This window comes from Actinoplanes auranticolor, assembly GCF_018332655.1.
GTDB classification, from domain to species: domain Bacteria; phylum Actinomycetota; class Actinomycetes; order Mycobacteriales; family Micromonosporaceae; genus Actinoplanes; species Actinoplanes auranticolor.
Map to the genome: position 1 here is coordinate 108,660 of NZ_BOQL01000032.1, position 17,572 is coordinate 126,231.

General features: G+C 70.7%; 13 protein-coding genes, 3 tRNA genes and 1 riboswitch. Of the genes, 11 read left to right on the top strand and 5 right to left on the bottom strand.

What is annotated here, in order from left to right:
* Positions 1 to 23: 23 nt before the first annotated feature.
* Positions 24 to 97, bottom strand: a riboswitch (cobalamin riboswitch).
* Positions 98 to 224: 127 nt separating this feature from the next.
* The 3 genes from Aau02nite_RS21220 to Aau02nite_RS21230 are packed head-to-tail and all read left to right on the top strand — an operon-like array spanning position 225 to position 3,767.
* On the top strand, positions 225 to 1,646 hold the full coding sequence (locus Aau02nite_RS21220) for a ferredoxin-like domain-containing protein (protein ID WP_246595325.1): 1,422 nt from the start codon (positions 225 to 227) through the stop codon (positions 1,644 to 1,646).
* Between the two features lies 1 nt (position 1,647).
* A complete protein-coding gene (locus Aau02nite_RS21225) occupies positions 1,648 to 2,265 on the top strand; it encodes a precorrin-8X methylmutase (protein ID WP_212990265.1) in 618 nt (205 codons plus the stop codon).
* 2 nt (positions 2,266 to 2,267) lie between these two features.
* Entirely contained in the window at positions 2,268 to 3,767 is a 1,500-nt protein-coding gene (locus tag Aau02nite_RS21230; protein WP_212990266.1) for a precorrin-2 C(20)-methyltransferase, read from the top strand.
* Here the strand turns inward: Aau02nite_RS21230 and Aau02nite_RS21235 are convergent.
* The 3 genes from Aau02nite_RS21235 to cbiE form a co-directional block, all read right to left on the bottom strand.
* Entirely contained in the window at positions 3,730 to 4,503 is a 774-nt protein-coding gene (locus tag Aau02nite_RS21235; RefSeq protein ID WP_246595326.1) for a cobalt-precorrin-6A reductase, read from the bottom strand. The genes Aau02nite_RS21230 and Aau02nite_RS21235 overlap by 38 nt on opposite strands.
* 325 nt (positions 4,504 to 4,828) lie before the next feature.
* Positions 4,829 to 5,617 (bottom strand): precorrin-4 C(11)-methyltransferase, encoded by a 789-nt coding sequence (gene cobM, locus Aau02nite_RS21240; protein ID WP_246595327.1) that lies wholly within the window; start codon positions 5,615 to 5,617, stop codon positions 4,829 to 4,831.
* Complete coding sequence (gene cbiE, locus Aau02nite_RS21245) at positions 5,569 to 6,837, bottom strand: precorrin-6y C5,15-methyltransferase (decarboxylating) subunit CbiE (protein WP_212990268.1); 1,269 nt, start codon at positions 6,835 to 6,837, stop codon at positions 5,569 to 5,571. Before cbiE ends, cobM begins: the two co-directional genes overlap by 49 nt.
* Positions 6,838 to 7,087: 250 nt before the next feature.
* Between cbiE and Aau02nite_RS21250 the strand changes: the two genes are divergently transcribed.
* Genes Aau02nite_RS21250 through Aau02nite_RS21265 form a run of 4 tightly spaced genes read left to right on the top strand, consistent with a single transcriptional unit; the run spans position 7,088 to position 10,203 of the window.
* Positions 7,088 to 7,321 carry a hypothetical protein gene (locus Aau02nite_RS21250; RefSeq protein WP_212990269.1) on the top strand — a complete coding sequence of 78 codons (234 nt, stop codon included), beginning with the start codon at positions 7,088 to 7,090 and terminating at the stop codon, positions 7,319 to 7,321.
* A 50-nt stretch (positions 7,322 to 7,371) separates the two neighbouring features.
* Complete coding sequence (locus tag Aau02nite_RS21255; RefSeq protein WP_246595328.1) at positions 7,372 to 8,895, top strand: ferredoxin reductase family protein; 1,524 nt, start codon at positions 7,372 to 7,374, stop codon at positions 8,893 to 8,895.
* Between the two features lie 16 nt (positions 8,896 to 8,911).
* Positions 8,912 to 9,442, top strand: coding sequence for an FMN-binding protein (locus Aau02nite_RS21260; RefSeq protein WP_212990271.1), 531 nt, complete (start codon positions 8,912 to 8,914; stop codon positions 9,440 to 9,442).
* Between the two features lie 11 nt (positions 9,443 to 9,453).
* A complete protein-coding gene (locus Aau02nite_RS21265) occupies positions 9,454 to 10,203 on the top strand; it encodes an FAD:protein FMN transferase (protein WP_246595329.1) in 750 nt (249 codons plus the stop codon).
* 35 nt (positions 10,204 to 10,238) lie between these two features.
* Here Aau02nite_RS21265 and Aau02nite_RS21270 read toward each other — a convergent pair whose 3' ends face one another.
* A complete protein-coding gene (locus Aau02nite_RS21270) occupies positions 10,239 to 11,423 on the bottom strand; it encodes a GNAT family N-acetyltransferase (protein WP_212990272.1) in 1,185 nt (394 codons plus the stop codon).
* A gap of 155 nt (positions 11,424 to 11,578) precedes the next feature.
* Between Aau02nite_RS21270 and Aau02nite_RS21275 the strand changes: the two genes are divergently transcribed.
* The 3 genes from Aau02nite_RS21275 to Aau02nite_RS21285 all read left to right on the top strand — a co-directional run bounded on the left by Aau02nite_RS21275 (position 11,579) and on the right by Aau02nite_RS21285 (position 11,849).
* Positions 11,579 to 11,651, top strand: a tRNA-Gly gene (locus Aau02nite_RS21275).
* A 37-nt stretch (positions 11,652 to 11,688) separates the two neighbouring features.
* Positions 11,689 to 11,759 (top strand) — tRNA-Cys (locus Aau02nite_RS21280).
* Positions 11,760 to 11,774: 15 nt separating this feature from the next.
* A tRNA-Val gene (locus Aau02nite_RS21285) sits at positions 11,775 to 11,849 on the top strand.
* A gap of 348 nt (positions 11,850 to 12,197) precedes the next feature.
* Here Aau02nite_RS21285 and Aau02nite_RS21290 read toward each other — a convergent pair.
* Positions 12,198 to 12,542: a hypothetical protein gene (locus Aau02nite_RS21290; protein ID WP_212990273.1), complete on the bottom strand. Its 345-nt coding sequence runs from the start codon at positions 12,540 to 12,542 to the stop codon at positions 12,198 to 12,200.
* 908 nt (positions 12,543 to 13,450) lie between these two features.
* Here Aau02nite_RS21290 and Aau02nite_RS21295 point away from each other — a divergent pair.
* Positions 13,451 to 16,546 carry an EAL domain-containing protein gene (locus tag Aau02nite_RS21295; RefSeq protein ID WP_212990274.1) on the top strand — a complete coding sequence of 1,032 codons (3,096 nt, stop codon included), beginning with the start codon at positions 13,451 to 13,453 and terminating at the stop codon, positions 16,544 to 16,546.
* The last annotated feature ends 1,026 nt before the right edge of the window (positions 16,547 to 17,572 follow it).

Consider the following 17,572-nt stretch of genomic DNA (forward strand, 5'->3'; position numbering starts at 1 on the left):
GTCGAAGGAATCCACGGCGACCGGAGTTCCTGGCTCCAAGGTCTATCAGGACCCTGTGACAGTGGCGGGACCGCGCCGGACTCGCACCGGCTTCCTCCGCGGCGTCGCCGCACGTGGCCTCCCACTCTCCAGAAGCGCGCGAGCGGCGTCAAGGCGAGGCGCCGGGTGTGACGATGCCGACCGCCGCCGGGAAAGTGTCGGCCCGGATCCGTAGTATCCGGGCCGTGCCCATCCCATCCGTGCGCGCCGACGCCGATGCCTGCCCGGGCGCGCTGCGGCTGCACGCCGCGGCCGACGGGCCCCTGGCGCGCGTCCGGGTGCCGGGCGGCCGGATGACCGGCGCGCAGCTCACCGCGGTGCACGAGCTGGCTGCCCGCTGGGGCGACGGGCACGTGGAGCTCACCAGCCGGGCGAATCTCCAGCTCAGAGGGCTCCGCGAGGCCCCGGTGGCGGAGCTGGCGGCCCGGCTGCGGGCAGCGGGCCTGCTGCCCTCGGAAACCCACGAACTCGTACGGAACACAGCCGCCTCGCCGCTCGCCGGAGGACTGCCGGTGCGGGCCCTGGACGAGGCCCTGTGCGCGGACCCGTCCCTGGCCGGGCTGCCCGGGCGGTTCCTGTTCGCCCTGGACGGCGGCGAGGGCGACGTGGCCTTCGGGGCGGACGTGGCGGCCCTCCCGCTCGCCGACGAGGTGGCGATCATCTTCGCCGGGGTGGACGCCGGCCTGCGCGTCCCGCCGGCCGAGGTGATCCCGGCGCTCCTGGCAGCGGCTCACGCCTTCCTGGAGGAACGCGCCGCCCAGACCTCCACAACCGCAGCCACCCCCCGCGAGGCGCCTTCCGCAACCGCCGCTCCCACCTCCTCCCCCGGTGGCGCGGCCAGCTTCGACGCGGCACCCGGCGGCGCGGCCGGCTTCGACGCGGCACCGGGTGGGCCGCCCCCCGCGGATGCTGCCGTCGATCCGCGCGTCTCCGCCGGGGTGCGACCAGACGGCATCCCTCGCCCCCGGACCAGCGCCGATGCCGGCGGGCGCCAGCGGGTCGCCTGGCGGGTTCGGGAGCTGGCGGATGGACCGGCACGCGTCGCGGCGCGGACCGCCGCGGCGCTGGGCCGGACGCTCGGTGAGCCCGCTGACCTGCATCGGCCCGCCGTGCGGGAGCCGATCGGGATCGTCGAGCAGGTCGGCGGGACCGTCGCCGTCGGGGCCCTCGTGCCGCTCGGGCGGCTCAGCGACGTACAACTGAAAGTGCTGGAGGCGGCGGAGAGCTTGATCTTCACGCCCTGGCGTGGGGTCGTGCTGCCCGGTCTGGCGCCGCAGGCGGCCGGGTCGTGGCTGGCGGCCCTGGCCGGGGCCGGTCTCGAGGTCGAGGCCGGGTCGCGGTGGGCCGGGGTGACCGCGTGCGCGGGCCGTCCGGGCTGCGCGAAGTCATTGGCCGACGTGCGGGCCGACGCGGAGGCCGCGACGGTCGCGGGCGAGGGGCTGCCGGTGCACTGGGTCGGCTGCGCGCGTGGGTGCGGGAGCCCGGCCGGGCCGCACGTGCGGGTCGAGGCGACCGGCGTGGGATACGAGGTGCGCTCGCCGTATGCGGGCGGCGTCACCTCGGTCGGTGATGTGGGCGCGCTGGTCGGCGCCGCGAGGAAGGGCTGAGATGGAGTACGTGCGCGACGGCGCGGAGATCTACCGGCGGTCGTTCGCCACGATCCGGGCCGAGGCCGACCTGTCCGGGCTGCCGGCCGACGTGGCCCGGGTCGCGGTCCGGATGATCCACGCCTGCGGGATGGTGGACCTGGTAGGCGACATCGGCTTCAGCGCCGGGGTGGTGACCGCGGCTCGCAAGGCGCTGCTCGGCGGCGCGCCGATCCTCTGCGACGCCGAGATGGTGGCGTCCGGGGTGACCCGCAAGCGCCTGCCCGCCGGCAACGAGGTCGTCTGCACGCTCCGCGACCCGGCCGTGCCGGCGCTGGCGGCGCAGCTCGGAAACACGCGCAGTGCGGCCGCCCTCGACCTGTGGGGCGACCGGCTCGGCGGTGCCGTGGTGGCGATCGGTAACGCACCGACCGCCCTGTTCCGGCTGCTGGAGATGGTCGAGGCGGGCGCGCCGCGGCCCGCGGCGGTGCTGGGCATCCCGGTCGGGTTCATCGGCGCGGCCGAGTCGAAGGACGCGCTGGCCGCGTCCGACCTGGAGTATCTGGTCGTGCGCGGGCGACGCGGCGGCAGCGCGATCACGGCGGCGGCGGTCAACGCCCTCGCCTCGGAGGAGGAGTAGTCATGGCGGGCCGACTGTTCGGGGTCGGGCTGGGCCCCGGCGACCCGGAGCTGGTCACCGTCAAGGCGGCCCGGCTGATCAGCGCGGCCGGGGTGATCGCGTACCACGCGGCCCGGCACGGCCGCAGCAATGCCCGCGCGATCGCGGAGCCGTACCTGCGCGAGGGCCAGATCGAGGAACCGCTGATCTACCCGGTGACCACCGAGGCGACCGACCACCCGGGCGGCTACCAGGGCGCGATCGACGAGTTCTACGCCCGCAGCGCCGAACGGCTGGCCGCCCACCTGGACGCGGGCCGCGACGTGGTGGTGCTGGCCGAGGGTGACCCGTTCTTCTATGGCTCGTACATGCACATGCACAAGCGGCTCGCCGACCGCTACGAGACGCAGGTCGTGCCCGGTGTGACCTCGGTGAGCGCGGCCTCGGCGGTGCTCGGCCGCCCCCTGATGGAACGCGACGAGATCCTCACCGTGCTGCCTGGCACCCTGCCACCGGCCGAGCTCGCGGCCCGGCTGGCCGCCACCGACTCGGCCGCGATCATGAAGCTGGGCCGCACCTTCACCGGCGTCCGCGAAGCGCTGGCCCAGGCCGGCCGCCTCGACGACGCCTGGTACGTCGAACGCGCGACGACCGACCGGGAACGCCACGCCCGGCTGGCCGACGTCGACCCGGACACAGTGCCGTACTTCTCGTTGGCGTTGCTGCCGAGCCCGGCCGCCGCGACCTTCGTGGCCGAGCCGGTGCAGCAGGAACAGCAGGGACAGGTGACGGTCGTCGGGCTGGGTCCGGCGGGCCGCGACTGGCTCACCCCGGAGGCGCAGGAGGCTCTGGCGGCGGCGGACGACGTGGTCGGCTACGGCCCGTACGTGGACCGCGTCCCGCCGAACGCCCGCCAGCGCCGCCACCCCTCGGACAACCGGGTCGAGGCGGAACGCGCGGCGTTCGCCCTCGACCTGGCCAAGAGCGGCCGCAAGGTGGCGGTGGTGTCGTCCGGTGACCCGGGCGTGTTCGCGATGGCCGCAGCCGTGCTGGAGGTCAGCGAGGACCCGCAGTGGAAGGACGTCCCGGTCCGCGTGGTGCCCGGGCTGACGGCGGCGCAGGCCGTGGCCAGCCGGGCGGGCGCACCACTCGGGCACGACTTCTGCATCATGTCGCTGTCGGACCGGCTGAAGCCGTGGGACGTGATCGCGTCCCGGCTGTCGGCGGCGGCGAGCGCGGACCTGGTGATCGCGATCTACAACCCGGCGTCCCGGAGCCGCAAGGAACAGCTGGTCAAGGCCCGGGAGCTGCTGCTGGAGCACCGCAGCCCGGTGACACCGGTGGTGGTCGGCCGGGACGTGGGTGGCCCGGAGGAGGAGGTCCGCGTGACCACGCTGGGCGACCTGGACCCGGCCACGATCGACATGCGCTGCCTGCTGATCGTCGGCTCGAGCCAGACCCGGGTGGCGACCCGGGGCGACGGCTCTACCCAGGTGTACACGCCACGGCACTACCCCGCCTGAGCCACTGCAGCGCAGCCTCGACGGTCGGCGCCACGTCAGCCCCGGACGGCACGGGCGGCCGGTCGACCAGCACGACGGGAAGGCCGAGCTCCCGGGCGGCGTCGAGCTTGGCGGTGCTGCCGCCGCTGTCCTTGGTGACGAGGACGTCGATGCGGTGCCCGGCGAGCAGGGCTCGTTCCCCGGCGAGGGTGAACGGGCCCCGGTCGAGCAGCACCTGAAGGCGAGCCGGCAAGGGGTCGGCGGGCGGCTCAACGGAGCGCGACAGGAACCAGCAGGCGTCCACTCCGGCGAAGGCCGCGATGCTCTGCCGGCCGGTGGTGAGGAACACCCGCTCCCCCAGCTTGGGAAGCAGCTCTGCCGCGGTGGCCAGATCGGGCACGCGATGCCATCGATCGCCTGGTTGCTCGATCCAGCCCGGCCGACGCAGAACCAGCAGCGGCACGCCCACCTGCGCCGACGCGGCAAAGGCGTGAGCGGTCATCGTTGCGGCGAAGGGGTGGGTGGCGTCCACAACGGCATCGATCCGTTGCCGGCGCAGGTAGTCGGCGAGTCCGTCGATGCCGCCGAAGCCGCCGATACGGACCTCGCCGGCGGGCAGCAGGGGGGAGCTCGTCCGGCCGGCGAGCGAGCTGATCACCTCGAGGCCAGGCACGGCCGTGCAGGCCGACGCCAGCTCCCGCCCCTCAGTGGTGCCGCCCAGAACGAGCACCCGGGCCGACGATGTCCGTCCGCTCACGGTCGCCATGGGACCGACCCCGCTAGAGGAGCTTTCACCAGCGACACGGACCCGCCCCGCAGAAGGCGCACGTTCGCCCTTGGCACAGGTCCACCTCCACCAGACAGTCGCTCACCGGCGACATGGGTCTACTCCGCCTGCCCGCCCTCCACCGGCGACATGGCCCGCCTCCGCCCGACAATTACTCACCCGCGACGTGAGTCCACCCACCGGACGGTCACTGACCGGCGGCATGCTCCGCGTCCGCCCGACCATCGCTCACCGACGACACCGGTCCGCCTCCTCTCGGCGGGCACCGGCCTCCTCGGCGGGGGCGCAGGTCTCGCTACGGGCGGCATCGGTCTGCGGAGTAGAGGTGACTGTCCGGGAAGGCCGAAGCCGTCAGGGCCGCACCGACCACGATCACCGCGGTGCGCTTGATCCCGGCCGCCGCCACCTTGGCGGCGATGTCCGCCAGCGTGCCGCGGACGATCAGCTCGTCCTCCCGGCTCGCCCGGGCCACCACGGCCACCGGGCACTCCGCGCCGTAGCTCGGTACCAGCTCGGCGACCACCGCGTCGATGCGCTGGACGGCCAGGTGCAGCACCATCGTCGAGCGGCTCGCCCTCAGCGTCGCCAGGTCCTCGCCCGGGGGCATGGCGGTGGCCCGCTCGGCGGTGCGGGTGAGGATCACCGTCTGCGCGACACCGGGCACGGTGAACTCCCGGCCCAGCGAGGCAGCCGCCGCCGCGAACGCGGGAACTCCCGGCGTCACGTCGTAAGCGACCCCGGCCTCGTCCAGCCGGCGCATCTGCTCGGCGACCGCACTGAACACCGAGGGGTCGCCGGAGTGCAGCCGCGCCACGTCCTGTCCGGCTTCGGTGGCCGTGACGAGTTCGCCGATGATGTCGTCCAGGGTGAGCCGGGCGGTGTCGACGAGCCGCGCGCCGGGCGGGCAGTAGGCGAGCAGTTCCACGGGCACGAGGCTGCCGGCGTACAGGCAGACCGGTGACTCCTCGACCAGCCGCCGGCCGCGCACCGTGATGAGGTCGGCGGCGCCGGGTCCGGCGCCGATGAAATGCACCGTCACGGCTTCGTCACCGACCAGATGGTCACCGGCATCATCGCTCTCCATCCCGTGAACCCGCCGACCGGCGCCGCCCGCTGCACGGCGAGCCGGGTCAGATCACCGCCCAGCTTCGCGTACCAGGCCGCGAGCACGGCCTCCGACTCCAGAGTCACCGCATTGGCGACCAGCCGCCCGCCCGGGGGCAGGGCGGAGAGGGCGGCGTCGACGACCCCGTCCCGCGTCACCCCGCCACCGATGAAAACCACGTCCGGCGGGGGCAGCCCGGCCAGGGCGCCGGGCGCCCGGCCCTCGACAACCCGAAGCTTCGGTACGCCCAGAGCAGCAGCGTTGCGCACGATCCGGCCGACCCGCTCGGGTGAGGACTCGACAGCCACGGCCCGGCAGTCCCGGTGAGTCCGCATCCACTCGATGGCGATGCTCCCGGAACCGGCACCGATGTCCCAGAGCAGCTCACCGGGCTGCGGTCCGAGCACGGCGAGCGTCACGGCACGGACCTCGCGCTTGGTGAGCTGGCCGTCGCTCTCAAAGACGGCGTCGGGCAGGCCGGGCACGAGCGGTCGAGGACCTGTCCGATCCGGAACGGAGACGGCGTCCCGTGCATCGGGTAGGGGTGCAGCTGCGGTGCCGGCAGAGCAGGCCACCGCGATCACGTTGAGCGGATCGATCTCACTCAGATCCAGACTCGATGCGCGACCCGAGATCTCGCTCTCCGTGGGGGCGCCGAGCTGGGACAGGACCGTGACGGTGCTGTCGCCGTACCCCCGGGCCGTGAGCAGCGTGGCCACCGCGGCCGGGGTGTGCGCGCCGGCGCTGAGGATCAGGATCTTGCGGTGCGGGTGGATGAGCGGGTGCAGCTCCTCGACCGCGGCGGTGACCAGGCTGAGGATGTCGACCTCGGGCAGCGGCCAGCCGAGCCGGGCTGCCGCGAGCGACACCGACGACGGGTGCGGAACGACGTGCACGGCTCCCGGGCCCAGCAGCCGGACCAGCGTCGCGCCGATCCCGTGGAACATCGGGTCGCCGCTGGCCAGCACCGCGATGCGCCGGTCGCGATGCGTGTCGAGCAGGCCCGGCAGGGCGGGAAGCAACGGAGACGGCCACGGCACCCGGTCACCCTGGACCTCGTCAGGCAAGAGGGCCAGCTGCCGGGAGCTGCCGAAGATCACCTGCGCAGCGGTCAGGGCCGCGGTGGCCGTACCCGACAATCCCGGCCAGCCGTCGGCGCCGATGCCGACCACGGTGAGGCCGGCGGGTTCGTCAGTCACGTCGTGACGGTAGTCGCCGGTCACCGAGCCTCCTCCGCCGTACCCCTTGATCGATCTCTCTCGCCGGCACGACCCACCGACAGCTCATTTGACTTGACCAACCGTCATATCCGCAGCGGCGGAGCGTAATCAATTCCTCGCCCATCGAACGCACAATCGGTCTGTCACATTTGCCGGTACATCGAGCCTTTCGCCGCAATACGCCAGCGCACGGGCCGACACTCCCGATACCCGCGGGTGAGGTCTGGCCATGTCGATCTACCTGGGGCTGCATCACGAGCAGACCTCGAAGCGTCGCCCTCGAAACGACTCCCCTAACGGCCGGCCATTCCGCAAGATCATCGCGCTGGCCGACTTTTTCCCCTCAGGTTTGAGCCTTCACCGGCTGAACCGCGTAGTAACCCTCGACGGCCTGCCGAGACCGGACCGTCACGTCGGGCGCTGGGGGGTGGCCGATGCCGAAGGACGACTGCTGAGCGGGTGAGGTCGATGGCGCGAGCGTACGGCGATACTGCCGGCCGATCAGGGCCGACCGTGTTCCAACCCTTCGAGGACCAGCGCGAACCCGAGTACGAGCCGGCAACCTCATTCGCGCCGACGATGGCTCCGGAGCGTGACTTCTGGGAGCAGCCCGACCTGAACGAGGCCGTGCCGCGCGGCGACATCATCGTCGAGGCGCCGGACGAGTCGGGCTGGCAGAGCTCCGGCCCCGCGATCGTCACCGATGACCGCCCGCCCGCCGAGGCCACCTCCGGCAACCGACTGCTCACGGTCCTGTTGTTCTTCTCAGGCCTGGCCACCAGCGTCTCCCTCTGGCTCTTCGACACGCAGCCCGGCGCGATCAACGACACCGCCACGCTGATGATGGCCGTCGGCCGGATCACCGGGCTGATCGCCGGCTACCTGCTCTTCATCCAGCTGCTGATGATGAGCCGGGTGTCCTGGCTCGAGGAGTGGGTCGGCGCCCGCGACCTGCTGCGCTGGCATCGCTGGCTGGGCACGACGCTGGTCGTCATGGTGCTCGCGCACATCGTCTTCATCGTCTTCGGCTATGCGCTGACCGCCGAGTCCGGCGTCGTCGACCAGGGCTGGACGATCATCACCACGCTGCCCGAGATGATCAGCGCGACGGTGGCCACCGGCCTGCTGGTGTTGATCAGCGTGATCTCGATCCGGGCGGCCCGGACCAAGCTGCCGTACGAGCTCTGGCATTTCATCCACCTCAGTGCGTACCTGGTGCTGGTGCTGGGCTACGGCCACCAGGTCGCCACGGGCGCGGATCTGTCCGGCCGCTTCGCGTCGGTCTTCTGGCCCGGGCTCGCCGCTCTGGTCGTCGCCGCACTGTTCTGGGGCCGGGTGGTCGAGCCGCTGTGGCTCAACGTGCGGCACCGCTTCGAGGTGGCCGAGGTCGTCGCCGAGGGCGCGAACACCTTCTCGATCTACATCGACGGCCGCAACCTGGACAGCCTGCCCGCCCAGGCGGGGCAGTTCATGCGCTGGCGCTTCCTGACCGCCAACGGCTGGTGGCAGACCCACCCGTTCTCGCTGTCCGCCGCGCCCAACTCGCAGTGGCTGCGCCTGACGGTCACCGCGGTCGGCGGGCACACCGCCAAGCTCGCGGAGATGCAGCCGGGGACGTCGATCTGGGCGGAAGGCCCGTTCGGCACCTTCACCGCGCAACGCCGCACCCGCCGCCGGGCTCTGCTGATCGCCGGCGGCAGTGGCATCGCCCCGATCCGGGCCCTGCTCGAGGACATGCCGCCGGACACGATCGTGATCTACCGGGCCAGCCGCCCCGACGAACTGGTCTTCCGCGAGGAGTTGGAAGAGCTGGCCGAGCGCCGCGACGCCTGGGTCCGCTACATCGTCGGCTCGCGCAACGACCCGGGCCCACGCCGGCTCTTCACCGCGAACGGCCTGCTCGGGCTGGTGCCCGACGTCAACCGGCGCGACGTCTACCTGTGCGGCCCGCCCGGGCTGGTGGACGCCGCGGTGCAGACCCTGCGCGAGCTGGAAGTGCCCGACAGCCAGTTGCACCTCGACCCCTTCGAATTCTGATTCCGGGAGTTTGCTCATGCGACGCAGTACCGCAGCAGCCGTGGGGACGTTGACCGGCGCCGCCCTGATCATCGGGGTCCGGCTGAGCGTCTCCGCGCCGGTGGTTCCCTCGGCCGCGCCGCCCGCCGTCGACCTGGCCAACTCGGGCCAGGACGCCGACCCGGAACCGGCGGCCTCGGGCACGAAGAAGCCGGCGAAGAAGCCCACCGCGAAGCCCACCGAGAACGCCGACGAAGAGTCGGACGAGTCGGGCGAGGCCGGCGGCAGCGGCCTCAGAAACGGCATCTTCAAGGGCTCCGCGGCGAAGAACCCGTACGGCGCCATCCAGGTCTCGATCAAGATCTCGGGCGGCAAGATCACCGCGGCCGACGCGACGTACCCGGTCACCGGCGACAGCGCGACGATCAACCCGCCCGCGATCGCCTCGCTGAAGCAGAGCACCCTCAAGGCCCAGAGCGCCGACGTCGACGCGGTCTCCGGCGCGACGTTCACCTCCGAGTCGTACGCGAAGTCGCTGCAGGCGGCCATCGACCAGGCAACCGCGTAGAGTCCGGCGCCATGCACCACGCCGAGCACGTCATGGGGACGGTCGTCAGCATCGACCTGGCCGACAACCTGCCACCGCAGGAGCTGCGCGCGATGGTCGACGACGTGTGCGGCTGGCTGCACGAGGTGGACCGGCGTTTCAGCACCTACCGCGAGGACAGCGAGGTCAGCAAGCTGCGCCGGCGGGAGATCGACCCGGCGGACTGCTCGAGGGACATGCGACACGTGCTGGAGGCGTGCGCCGACCTGTGGCGCGAGACGGATGGCTACTTCGACGCGTACGCGGCGGGCCCGCTCGACCCGAGCGGCTACGTCAAGGGCTGGTCGGTGGAGATCGCCTCCGCACGGCTGGTGCAGGCCGGGTCGGTGAACCACTGCGTGAACGCGGGCGGGGACATCCGGGCCCGGGGCCGAAGTGCCACCGGAGCGCCGTGGCGGGTCGGCATCCGGCACCCGTGGGAAGCGGACAAGCTGAGCTGGGTCCTGGCCGTGTCGGACCAGGCTGTGGCGACCTCCGGCGTCTACGAGCGCGGTGACCACGTGTTCAACCCGCGCACCGGCGGGCCGGCCCGGGGTCTGCGGTCGGTGACCGTGGTGGGACCGGACCTGGCCCTGGCGGACGCGTATGCGACTGCCGCGCTGGCGATGGGCGAAGCCGGGATCGCCTGGCTCTCGAAGCTGGCAGCGGACGGCTACGACTCCGCGCTGGTCACGGACGACGGGCGGGCGTTCAGCTCCGCGGGCCTGCCTGCCTCGGTCTGACCTCATCCCCACCCCTCCGTCCCCTGCCAGCTGATTTAGAAGTCGGCGAACAGGTAAGGCATGCGTTTCGGGAACAGGGCGGACAGCGGCTCGACCGCCGACACCTCAACCTGCCCGAATCCCCTGGTCACGACCTCGATCGGGTCGAGCACGCCGTAGGCGAGAGCTGAGATGCCCGCGCAGGTGAGTGTCGCCCGCGGCTCGTTCTTGCTCGGCTCCACGGTGAGCTGCCCGCCTTCACCGGTCAGCTGGTAACGCCCGGCGATGAAGTCGTCGTCCACCACCTCGACCGTGATCGCCTGCTCCGCGGGCGTACTCGTGCCGGTGAGCGCCTCCATCGACAGCAAGCGGGCCATCGGGCCGTTGCTGCTGGGGTGCGCCACCCGGCCCTCGGTCAGCACCGCGAAGTCGGTCCCCCACAGATCCGGCACCTCGTCCGTGCCGACCTTCAGCTTCACGCACGCCACCTGGTCCACATGCCGGGCGAAATACTGCAGAAGGAGCGCCTTGCCGAGGGAGCCGGTGGTCAGCAGGTCGTCGGCCAGCAGATCACCGCCGAACCGGTCGATGCGGTAGGTCACCGCCCCCACCACCTCGCCCTCGACCCGGGCGAGCGCAACCCAGCGCGGAGTGTCCCGGAATTCGGCGGTGCGCACCTCGTCGAAGACCGAGAAGCCGTGCCGCTCCCCCAGGAGACGCAGCGTGAGGGCGGTGTAGTCGTCGAAGGCGTCACGCATGGGCAGCCGCTCCACCTCACCCGGCAGATCGGCTTTCAGGAGGTGTGACAGGCCCTCGGGGGCGAAAGTGGCCGTGCGCACCCGGGGCAGGCCGACGAAGCCGTAGCGGCCGTAGAAGGACGCCCGGAAGGGGTAGAGAGTGCTGACTGTGCAGCCCTGGTCGCGCATCTGCTGGAGCAGACGGCCCAGAAGCGCACGGACGAAGCCCCGGCGCCGGGCGGACGGATGGGTCGCGACGGAGGCGACACCGGCCATGTCGTGCACGGTGCCACGCACGTTCTGCCGCATCGGGAAGGCCCCGACGCCGGCGAGCGCCTGGCCGTCCTCCTCGGCCACGAGGCCCACGGCGGTGCGGTAGTACTGCATCCGGCGGGCGTAGGTCTCCCGGTCGGCGTCGGCCCAGGGTGAGGGCATGAAGGCGTACGTCTGCAGGGGAAACATGGTGTCGGTGCGCTCGTCGGCGGTGACCTGTCGGATCTGCATGAGCCCATCCAAGCGGGTACGGGGGTGGCTGCGCTCGCCGGTTTCCTTACCTGTGGATTACGCCGGGGCGACGCGCCGGGGGACCCCGGTTTGGCAAGGCGGCCGGGGACCCGCTAATGTTTCATCCGTCGCCGGGGAACGCACCGGAGAGACAAGCGGACGTAGCGCAGCTGGTAGCGCATCACCTTGCCAAGGTGAGGGTCGCGGGTTCGAATCCCGTCGTCCGCTCGGAGAGGCCGCCACAGGTTACGTGCGGGGCCAGCTCGGTGGAGTGGCCGAGAGGCGAGGCAACGGCCTGCAAAGCCGTGTACACGGGTTCAAATCCCGTCTCCACCTCGGCAATCTGAACGAGGGCGATTGGCGCAGCGGGAGCGCGCTTCCTTGACACGGAAGAGGTCACTGGTTCGATCCCAGTATCGCCCACCAGATATAACAGCAGGTCACGTGGCTCGTTGCCGATCATCCGGTAACGGGCTTTCTGCTGTCCCGGTCGTTACGGTGGGAGCAATGTGGGAGCATCCGCCGCTCCCCGGGGTGACAACTTCCGTTCGCCGATTGTCCTGCTCCCTGGGTGAGCACTTTCTAGTTCCCAAGGTTGTCACGGCCCAACGGCGAGCGGTTCTGCTCCCAACGGGTCTGCAAGCCAGCGGCGAGGCGCCGTTCGACGATGGCGCTGACGTGGCTGTAGATTCCGCGGACCCCCGGAAGCCGGTGGCCGAGCCGCTTGGCTTGGGCAGCCTCGGGACCCCGTCCTCGATGCGCCAGGTTTTGTGACTATGGCCTAGGTCGTGGAAGTGCAGCCCTCGGACGTTCGCGGGGGAACTCGTCACCTACCTCGCCGAACGCGGCGCCCACCTGACCGTCAAAGGCAACCAGCCTCACCTGAACAACCGACTCGCCGCCCTGCCCTGGCAGGCCGTCCCGGACGCCACCCGCGACACCGACCGCGGCCACGGCCACCGCGAGATCCGCACCCTCAAAATCCTGACCATCGCGTCTGGCATCGACTTCCCGCACGCCGCCCAAGCCATCCAGATCCGCCGCCGCAGACACCGACTCGACGAACCGAAACGCTTCACCACCGAGACCGTCTACGCCATCACCGACCTGCGCGTGCACCAGGCGAAACCCGCGCAACTGGCTGCCTGGATCCGCAGCACTGGCATATCGAGAACAAGATCCACTGGGTCCGTGATGTCACCTACGACGAGGACCGCAGCCAAATCCGCACCGGCACCGGACCCCAGGTCATGGCCGCCCTGCGCAACGCCGCCATCGGCGCGCTACGCACCGCCGGGAATCACCAACATCGCCGCCGGCACGCGCCACAACGCCCGCGACAGCAACCGCCCCCTGGCACTCCTCGGCATCACCTAACGACTTTGCCAGGGCCCTGGGACTTGAACCCCCGCGATCGTCATGCCGCTGACCTGGTAAAACTCCATCTTCCTGATATGCCACGGTCAACTGCGAAGCTCAAGGTGGCTGGTTCTGGCCGTGGCGCTCATGTGGTGTTCCCGGTGGAAACACCGATGGTCTTGCTCACACAAGGGTCGGAAACGGCGGGCCGTACCCGCCTACGCGGGTTCCGAGCGATGACTCCACCAATCCGCCATGGATCCTCCGCGCACCGCTCGGTCGGGTCGCGATCATCGCGCCACGCAGCTGATGCCACTGCCGGGGTCCTGGCCCAGCAGGTCGCCGGGCACTGGCTCCCAACACAGTGTCGCGCTGTCTCGTCCGAACGTCCGCGGTGGTCAAATGATTTCGCTGGCGGCTTCGCCGTCCCCACGCGTCCGGATGACGAAGGTCAGTCGAGGGCCGAGCCGGTCGATCATGACGAGCCGCGCACCAGGCGTTGTTGATGCCGCTCGGCTACCAGTCCGAGGGTGCGAGCGACCGTTTGATTTGCGCCAATTGCGGCATGGGGGTCCGCTCCCGTCGATACTGTGAGTAATCGGCGTTGCCTTAGCCGACCGGGCGATCGTGCTTCCGGCGGTGAGACGTCCATGAGGTCAGCCGGAGGGATGTTGAGCGAGGCGGACACCTTCAACGTCGGCGTCCTGTCCACCGCGTTCGGCGGGCCGTACTTCGGTGAACTGATGGCCGGGATCGCGACGGAACTGGCATCCGCCGGCGGCAGGATGATAGCGATCCAGACCGTCGACGCCGGGACCGTCGAGCAGGACTTCCCCGAACCGCCGCCCTTCCCGCACCACGTGGCCTGGGACTTTGTGGGTGGCTTCGTCGTCATCCTGAACAGCGTGGGCGCCGACTATCTGCGGGCGGCCCGGGACAGTGGCCGCCCCGTCGTCGTAATCAGTGACGTTCCGCCCGGCTTCGACTGTCCGGTCGTCCTGCCCGACAACTTCGCCGGCACCCGCGCGGCGACCCAGCACCTGATCGACCACGGTCACACCCGAATCGGGTATGTCGGTTTTCCGGGAAACTCGGACGTCCACGAGCGCATCCACGCGTACCGGAAGACGATGGCCGACAACGGCCTGGCGCCGGACCCGGGTCTGTTGTTCGTCGTGGACGACATGCAGGAGGCGAGCGGGGAGCGCGCCGCGCGCATGATGCTGGAGCGGGGAATGCCGGCGACCGCAGTACTTACCGGCAACGACCGCAACGCCATCGGCCTGACCCGGGCGCTTACCAACGCCGGTCTCCAACTGCCGAACGACCTCGCGGTGATCGGCTTTGACGACAACGAGGCCGGGGCCCGGATGACCCCCAGCCTGACGAGCGTGCGGCAGCCGTTGGAGGACATCGGCGCGCTCGCAGTGCGGTTGCTGATCCAGATGCGCGGCGGCGAGAAGGTCCCGTCCGGGAAGCACGCGATGCCGACCTCGTTGACCGTCCGCGAGTCGTGCGGGTGCGCCGGCCTGCTGCGGATCGCGTCCAAGGCGTTCGAGGCCGCCGACGTCGCCTGCCTGGACTCGACGTCGAGCCTGCCGGCCCTGCTGGCGACCTGGCACGCGGGGAGCCGGTACCTGAACTACGCGATTGACTTCGGCGGGCCGGCGGCCGCGATCGACGACGCGCTGAGGTTCGCCCTGGAGGGGGGCAGGCTGGTCGGTCCCGTGCTACGCCGGAGCCTGGTCCCGCTGGCCGAGATGCTCCAGGACGGCGAGGGTCTCGCCGAGATCGCGGGCCTGATCCGGCGGCACGCGTGGCAGTTGCAGGCCGGCGCGGGACTGGACCAGGACCTCGGCGTCACCCGCCGGATGGAGGGATGCCTGCAGGAGATCTTCCTGCTGCTGGCCCAGGCCCAGATCGTCCAGCTCTCTCTGCATGCGCAGTCGATGATGAGCAGCCTGGGCACGCAGTACTCGGTCAGTCTCCAGTTGCTGCGCAGCCAGGAGAAGGACCCATGCTCCCTGGACTGGCTCCAGGCCACCGACGTGCGAGCGGGCTGCTTGGGGCTGTGGCCGGAGCGCGAGCCGGCCCCCGGCAAACGGACCGCGTTGACCGTCGTCGGGCAGTTCGACCGGGAGAACGGCGGCACAGGCGGCCCGAACGAGCTGGTGCCGCTCACCGCCTTCCCGCCCGCGGGACTGGTGTCGCTGGCCGATGTCACCACCGACCACATGGTCTACATTGCACATCTGAAGGTCGGCCCGGGTGACTGGGGCATGCTGGCGGTCGTGGGGCCGATCCAGGCGTACGCCCCCGAGGGCCGGGAAACGATGAACCAGTGGGCGGCCCTACTCAGCGTCGCCCTGGCACACCAGGCGCTGCTGAAGACCATGCGCGAGCAGGAGGAGCACCTGCGCCGCGCCGCGCTCTACGACGAGCTCACCGGGCTGCCCAACCGGGCGCAGTTCCGCACCCGGCTCACCGCCGCGATCGCCCGAGCGAATCGGCGCAGCGACTACAAGTACGCCGTCCTGATGCTCGACCTCGACGGCTTCAAGATCGTCAACGACAGCCTCGGCCATCACGCCGGCGATGGGCTCCTGCAACAGGTGGCCGCCCGGCTGACCACGACGCTGCGCTCCACCGACACCGCCGCGCGCTTCGGCGGCGACGAATTCGCCATCCTGCTCGAGGACATCGCCGACGACAACAATCCGGTCGTCGTGGCCGAACGCCTCCAGCGGGATGTGTCACAGCCACATCGGCTGGGCGACACCGAGGTCGTCGTCTCGGTCAGCATCGGCATCGCGGTCGGGACCGCCGAGTACGGCGACACCGAGGCGATCATGCGCGATGCGGACATCGCCATGTACCACGCCAAGACCCACGGCAAGCGGTCGCACGCCACCTTCAACCCCGCCATGCACAACGCCGCGACCGACCGTCTCACCATCGAGAGCGGCCTTCGCAGGGCACTGCACAACCGGGAGCTCGTGCTCTTCTACCAGCCCATCGTCGACCTCCGGACGCTGACCCTCAGTGGTGCTGAGGCCCTGATCCGCTGGCGACATCCCACCCGAGGGCTGGTGCCGCCGAACGAGTTCCTCGGTGTCGCCGAGGAGTCGGGGCTCAGTCTCAGCATCGGGACGTGGGTGCTCGAAGAGTCCTGCCGGCAGTTGCGCCGGTGGGGTCTGCACCACGGCGACGCCCGACCGTTCATGATGAGCGTCAACGTCTCCAACCGGCAGTTCTGGCAGAGCACGCTGATCGACGACGTCGACGACAACCTGCGCGCCTTCGGCCTGAGTCCCGACCGCCTCGCCGTCGAGATCACCGAGGGCGTCATCATGGACGACGCCAAGCTCGCCTCTTCCGTGCTCAGCGGCCTGCGGACGCTGGGCGTGCAGGTCCACATCGACGATTTCGGCACTGGCTACTCCTCTCTCGAGGCACTGCAGGATCTGGCCATCGACGCCTTCAAGATCGACCGGTCGTTCATCTCGCGCATCGCGACCAGCCCGCGCGGCAAGGAGCTGGTCCGCACGATCGTCACCATGGGCCTGAACCTCAACCTCGACGTCATCGCCGAGGGCATCGAGACGGACGAGGAACTCGGTTTCGTCCGCCGGCTCGGGTGTCCGTACGGCCAGGGGTACCTGTTCTCGCGTGCCGTGCCGGCCGAGGAGTTCGCAAAGCTCCTCGAGCCCGGGGTCGTGCTTGCCGACGCGATTGATCGGCCGGACAAGCAGGCGCCGAGCTGACCCTCGTCTGGCACGCGACCCGCGAACCCGTTCTTCCGCCGCCGAGCCTCGGTTGCGCTGGCTCCAGTCCCGTCCGACTAACGCGATCACCCGGATGCCTACCCGCCGGGCAATTCCTTCTGCGGTGTCGACGAGCTGTCGAGCACGGTGTGGGGGAATGGCCCGCCCCGCAGTCCTGGGAGATGCAAATCGTCAAGGCTGTTGCCGGTCTCCCTCGCAGGCAACTTGACGAGTCTGCACCGACCGAAAACCGCACTGGGCTGGCGGAGCAGTCCCGGTCGAGCAGTACTTCGTGTCCGACTTCAGTGGACCACCTTATGCGTTGCGCAGGCGCTGGCCGCCGCGCAGGACACGGTGGAGATTCGTCGGCGGTTGGCCCGCGCCCTGCCGGAGGCGCACGAACCGGACCTAGCGACGGCGTTGAACAACCTCGGCCTCCGGTTGGCCGGTGTGGGGCAGGTGAAGCAGGCTGGCCGCCGCTGAGGAAGCCGGCGTCCGCCTGTACCGGCCGTGGTACGCCCGCGGGCGCGAGGCCTACGCGGATGACTTGACCGGAGCGGTGGCCACTCTTCAGAGGTTGCGCGCTCGTCTCGGCTATCCGCCGATCGACCCGCGGGTGGCCCAGCTACCCCTCGACCAGCGCCTTCCCGACGAACACGTCTTGTGACCGTAGCGGCGGGCGAGTGTTCGAACGGGCCACCGCTTCCTTGACTGACTGACGTTCCACTTGCGAGACCTGGAACGTTGCGGTTCTAAACGAGCGAAGCAGTCCCCTTCAACCCACCGACGAAGTCCAGTTCAGCCTCGGCCTGTACCCCCATTCGCGCCGACGCCGAGCAGGACAGCGCTGACAGCAACCTGGCGCTCAACAGCCGGGGCAGGTAATGGTGGGAAGGTCGCCCGGCGCGTTACGCCATGAAGAAGAGCGTGGCGGGCCTTTTCCGGCAGGCCCGCTCCGATCTGGCCGGGTAGCCCGCTGCGATCCCTGCCCGGGTCTCGGACACCCATTGAGCCCTTTTCATCCTG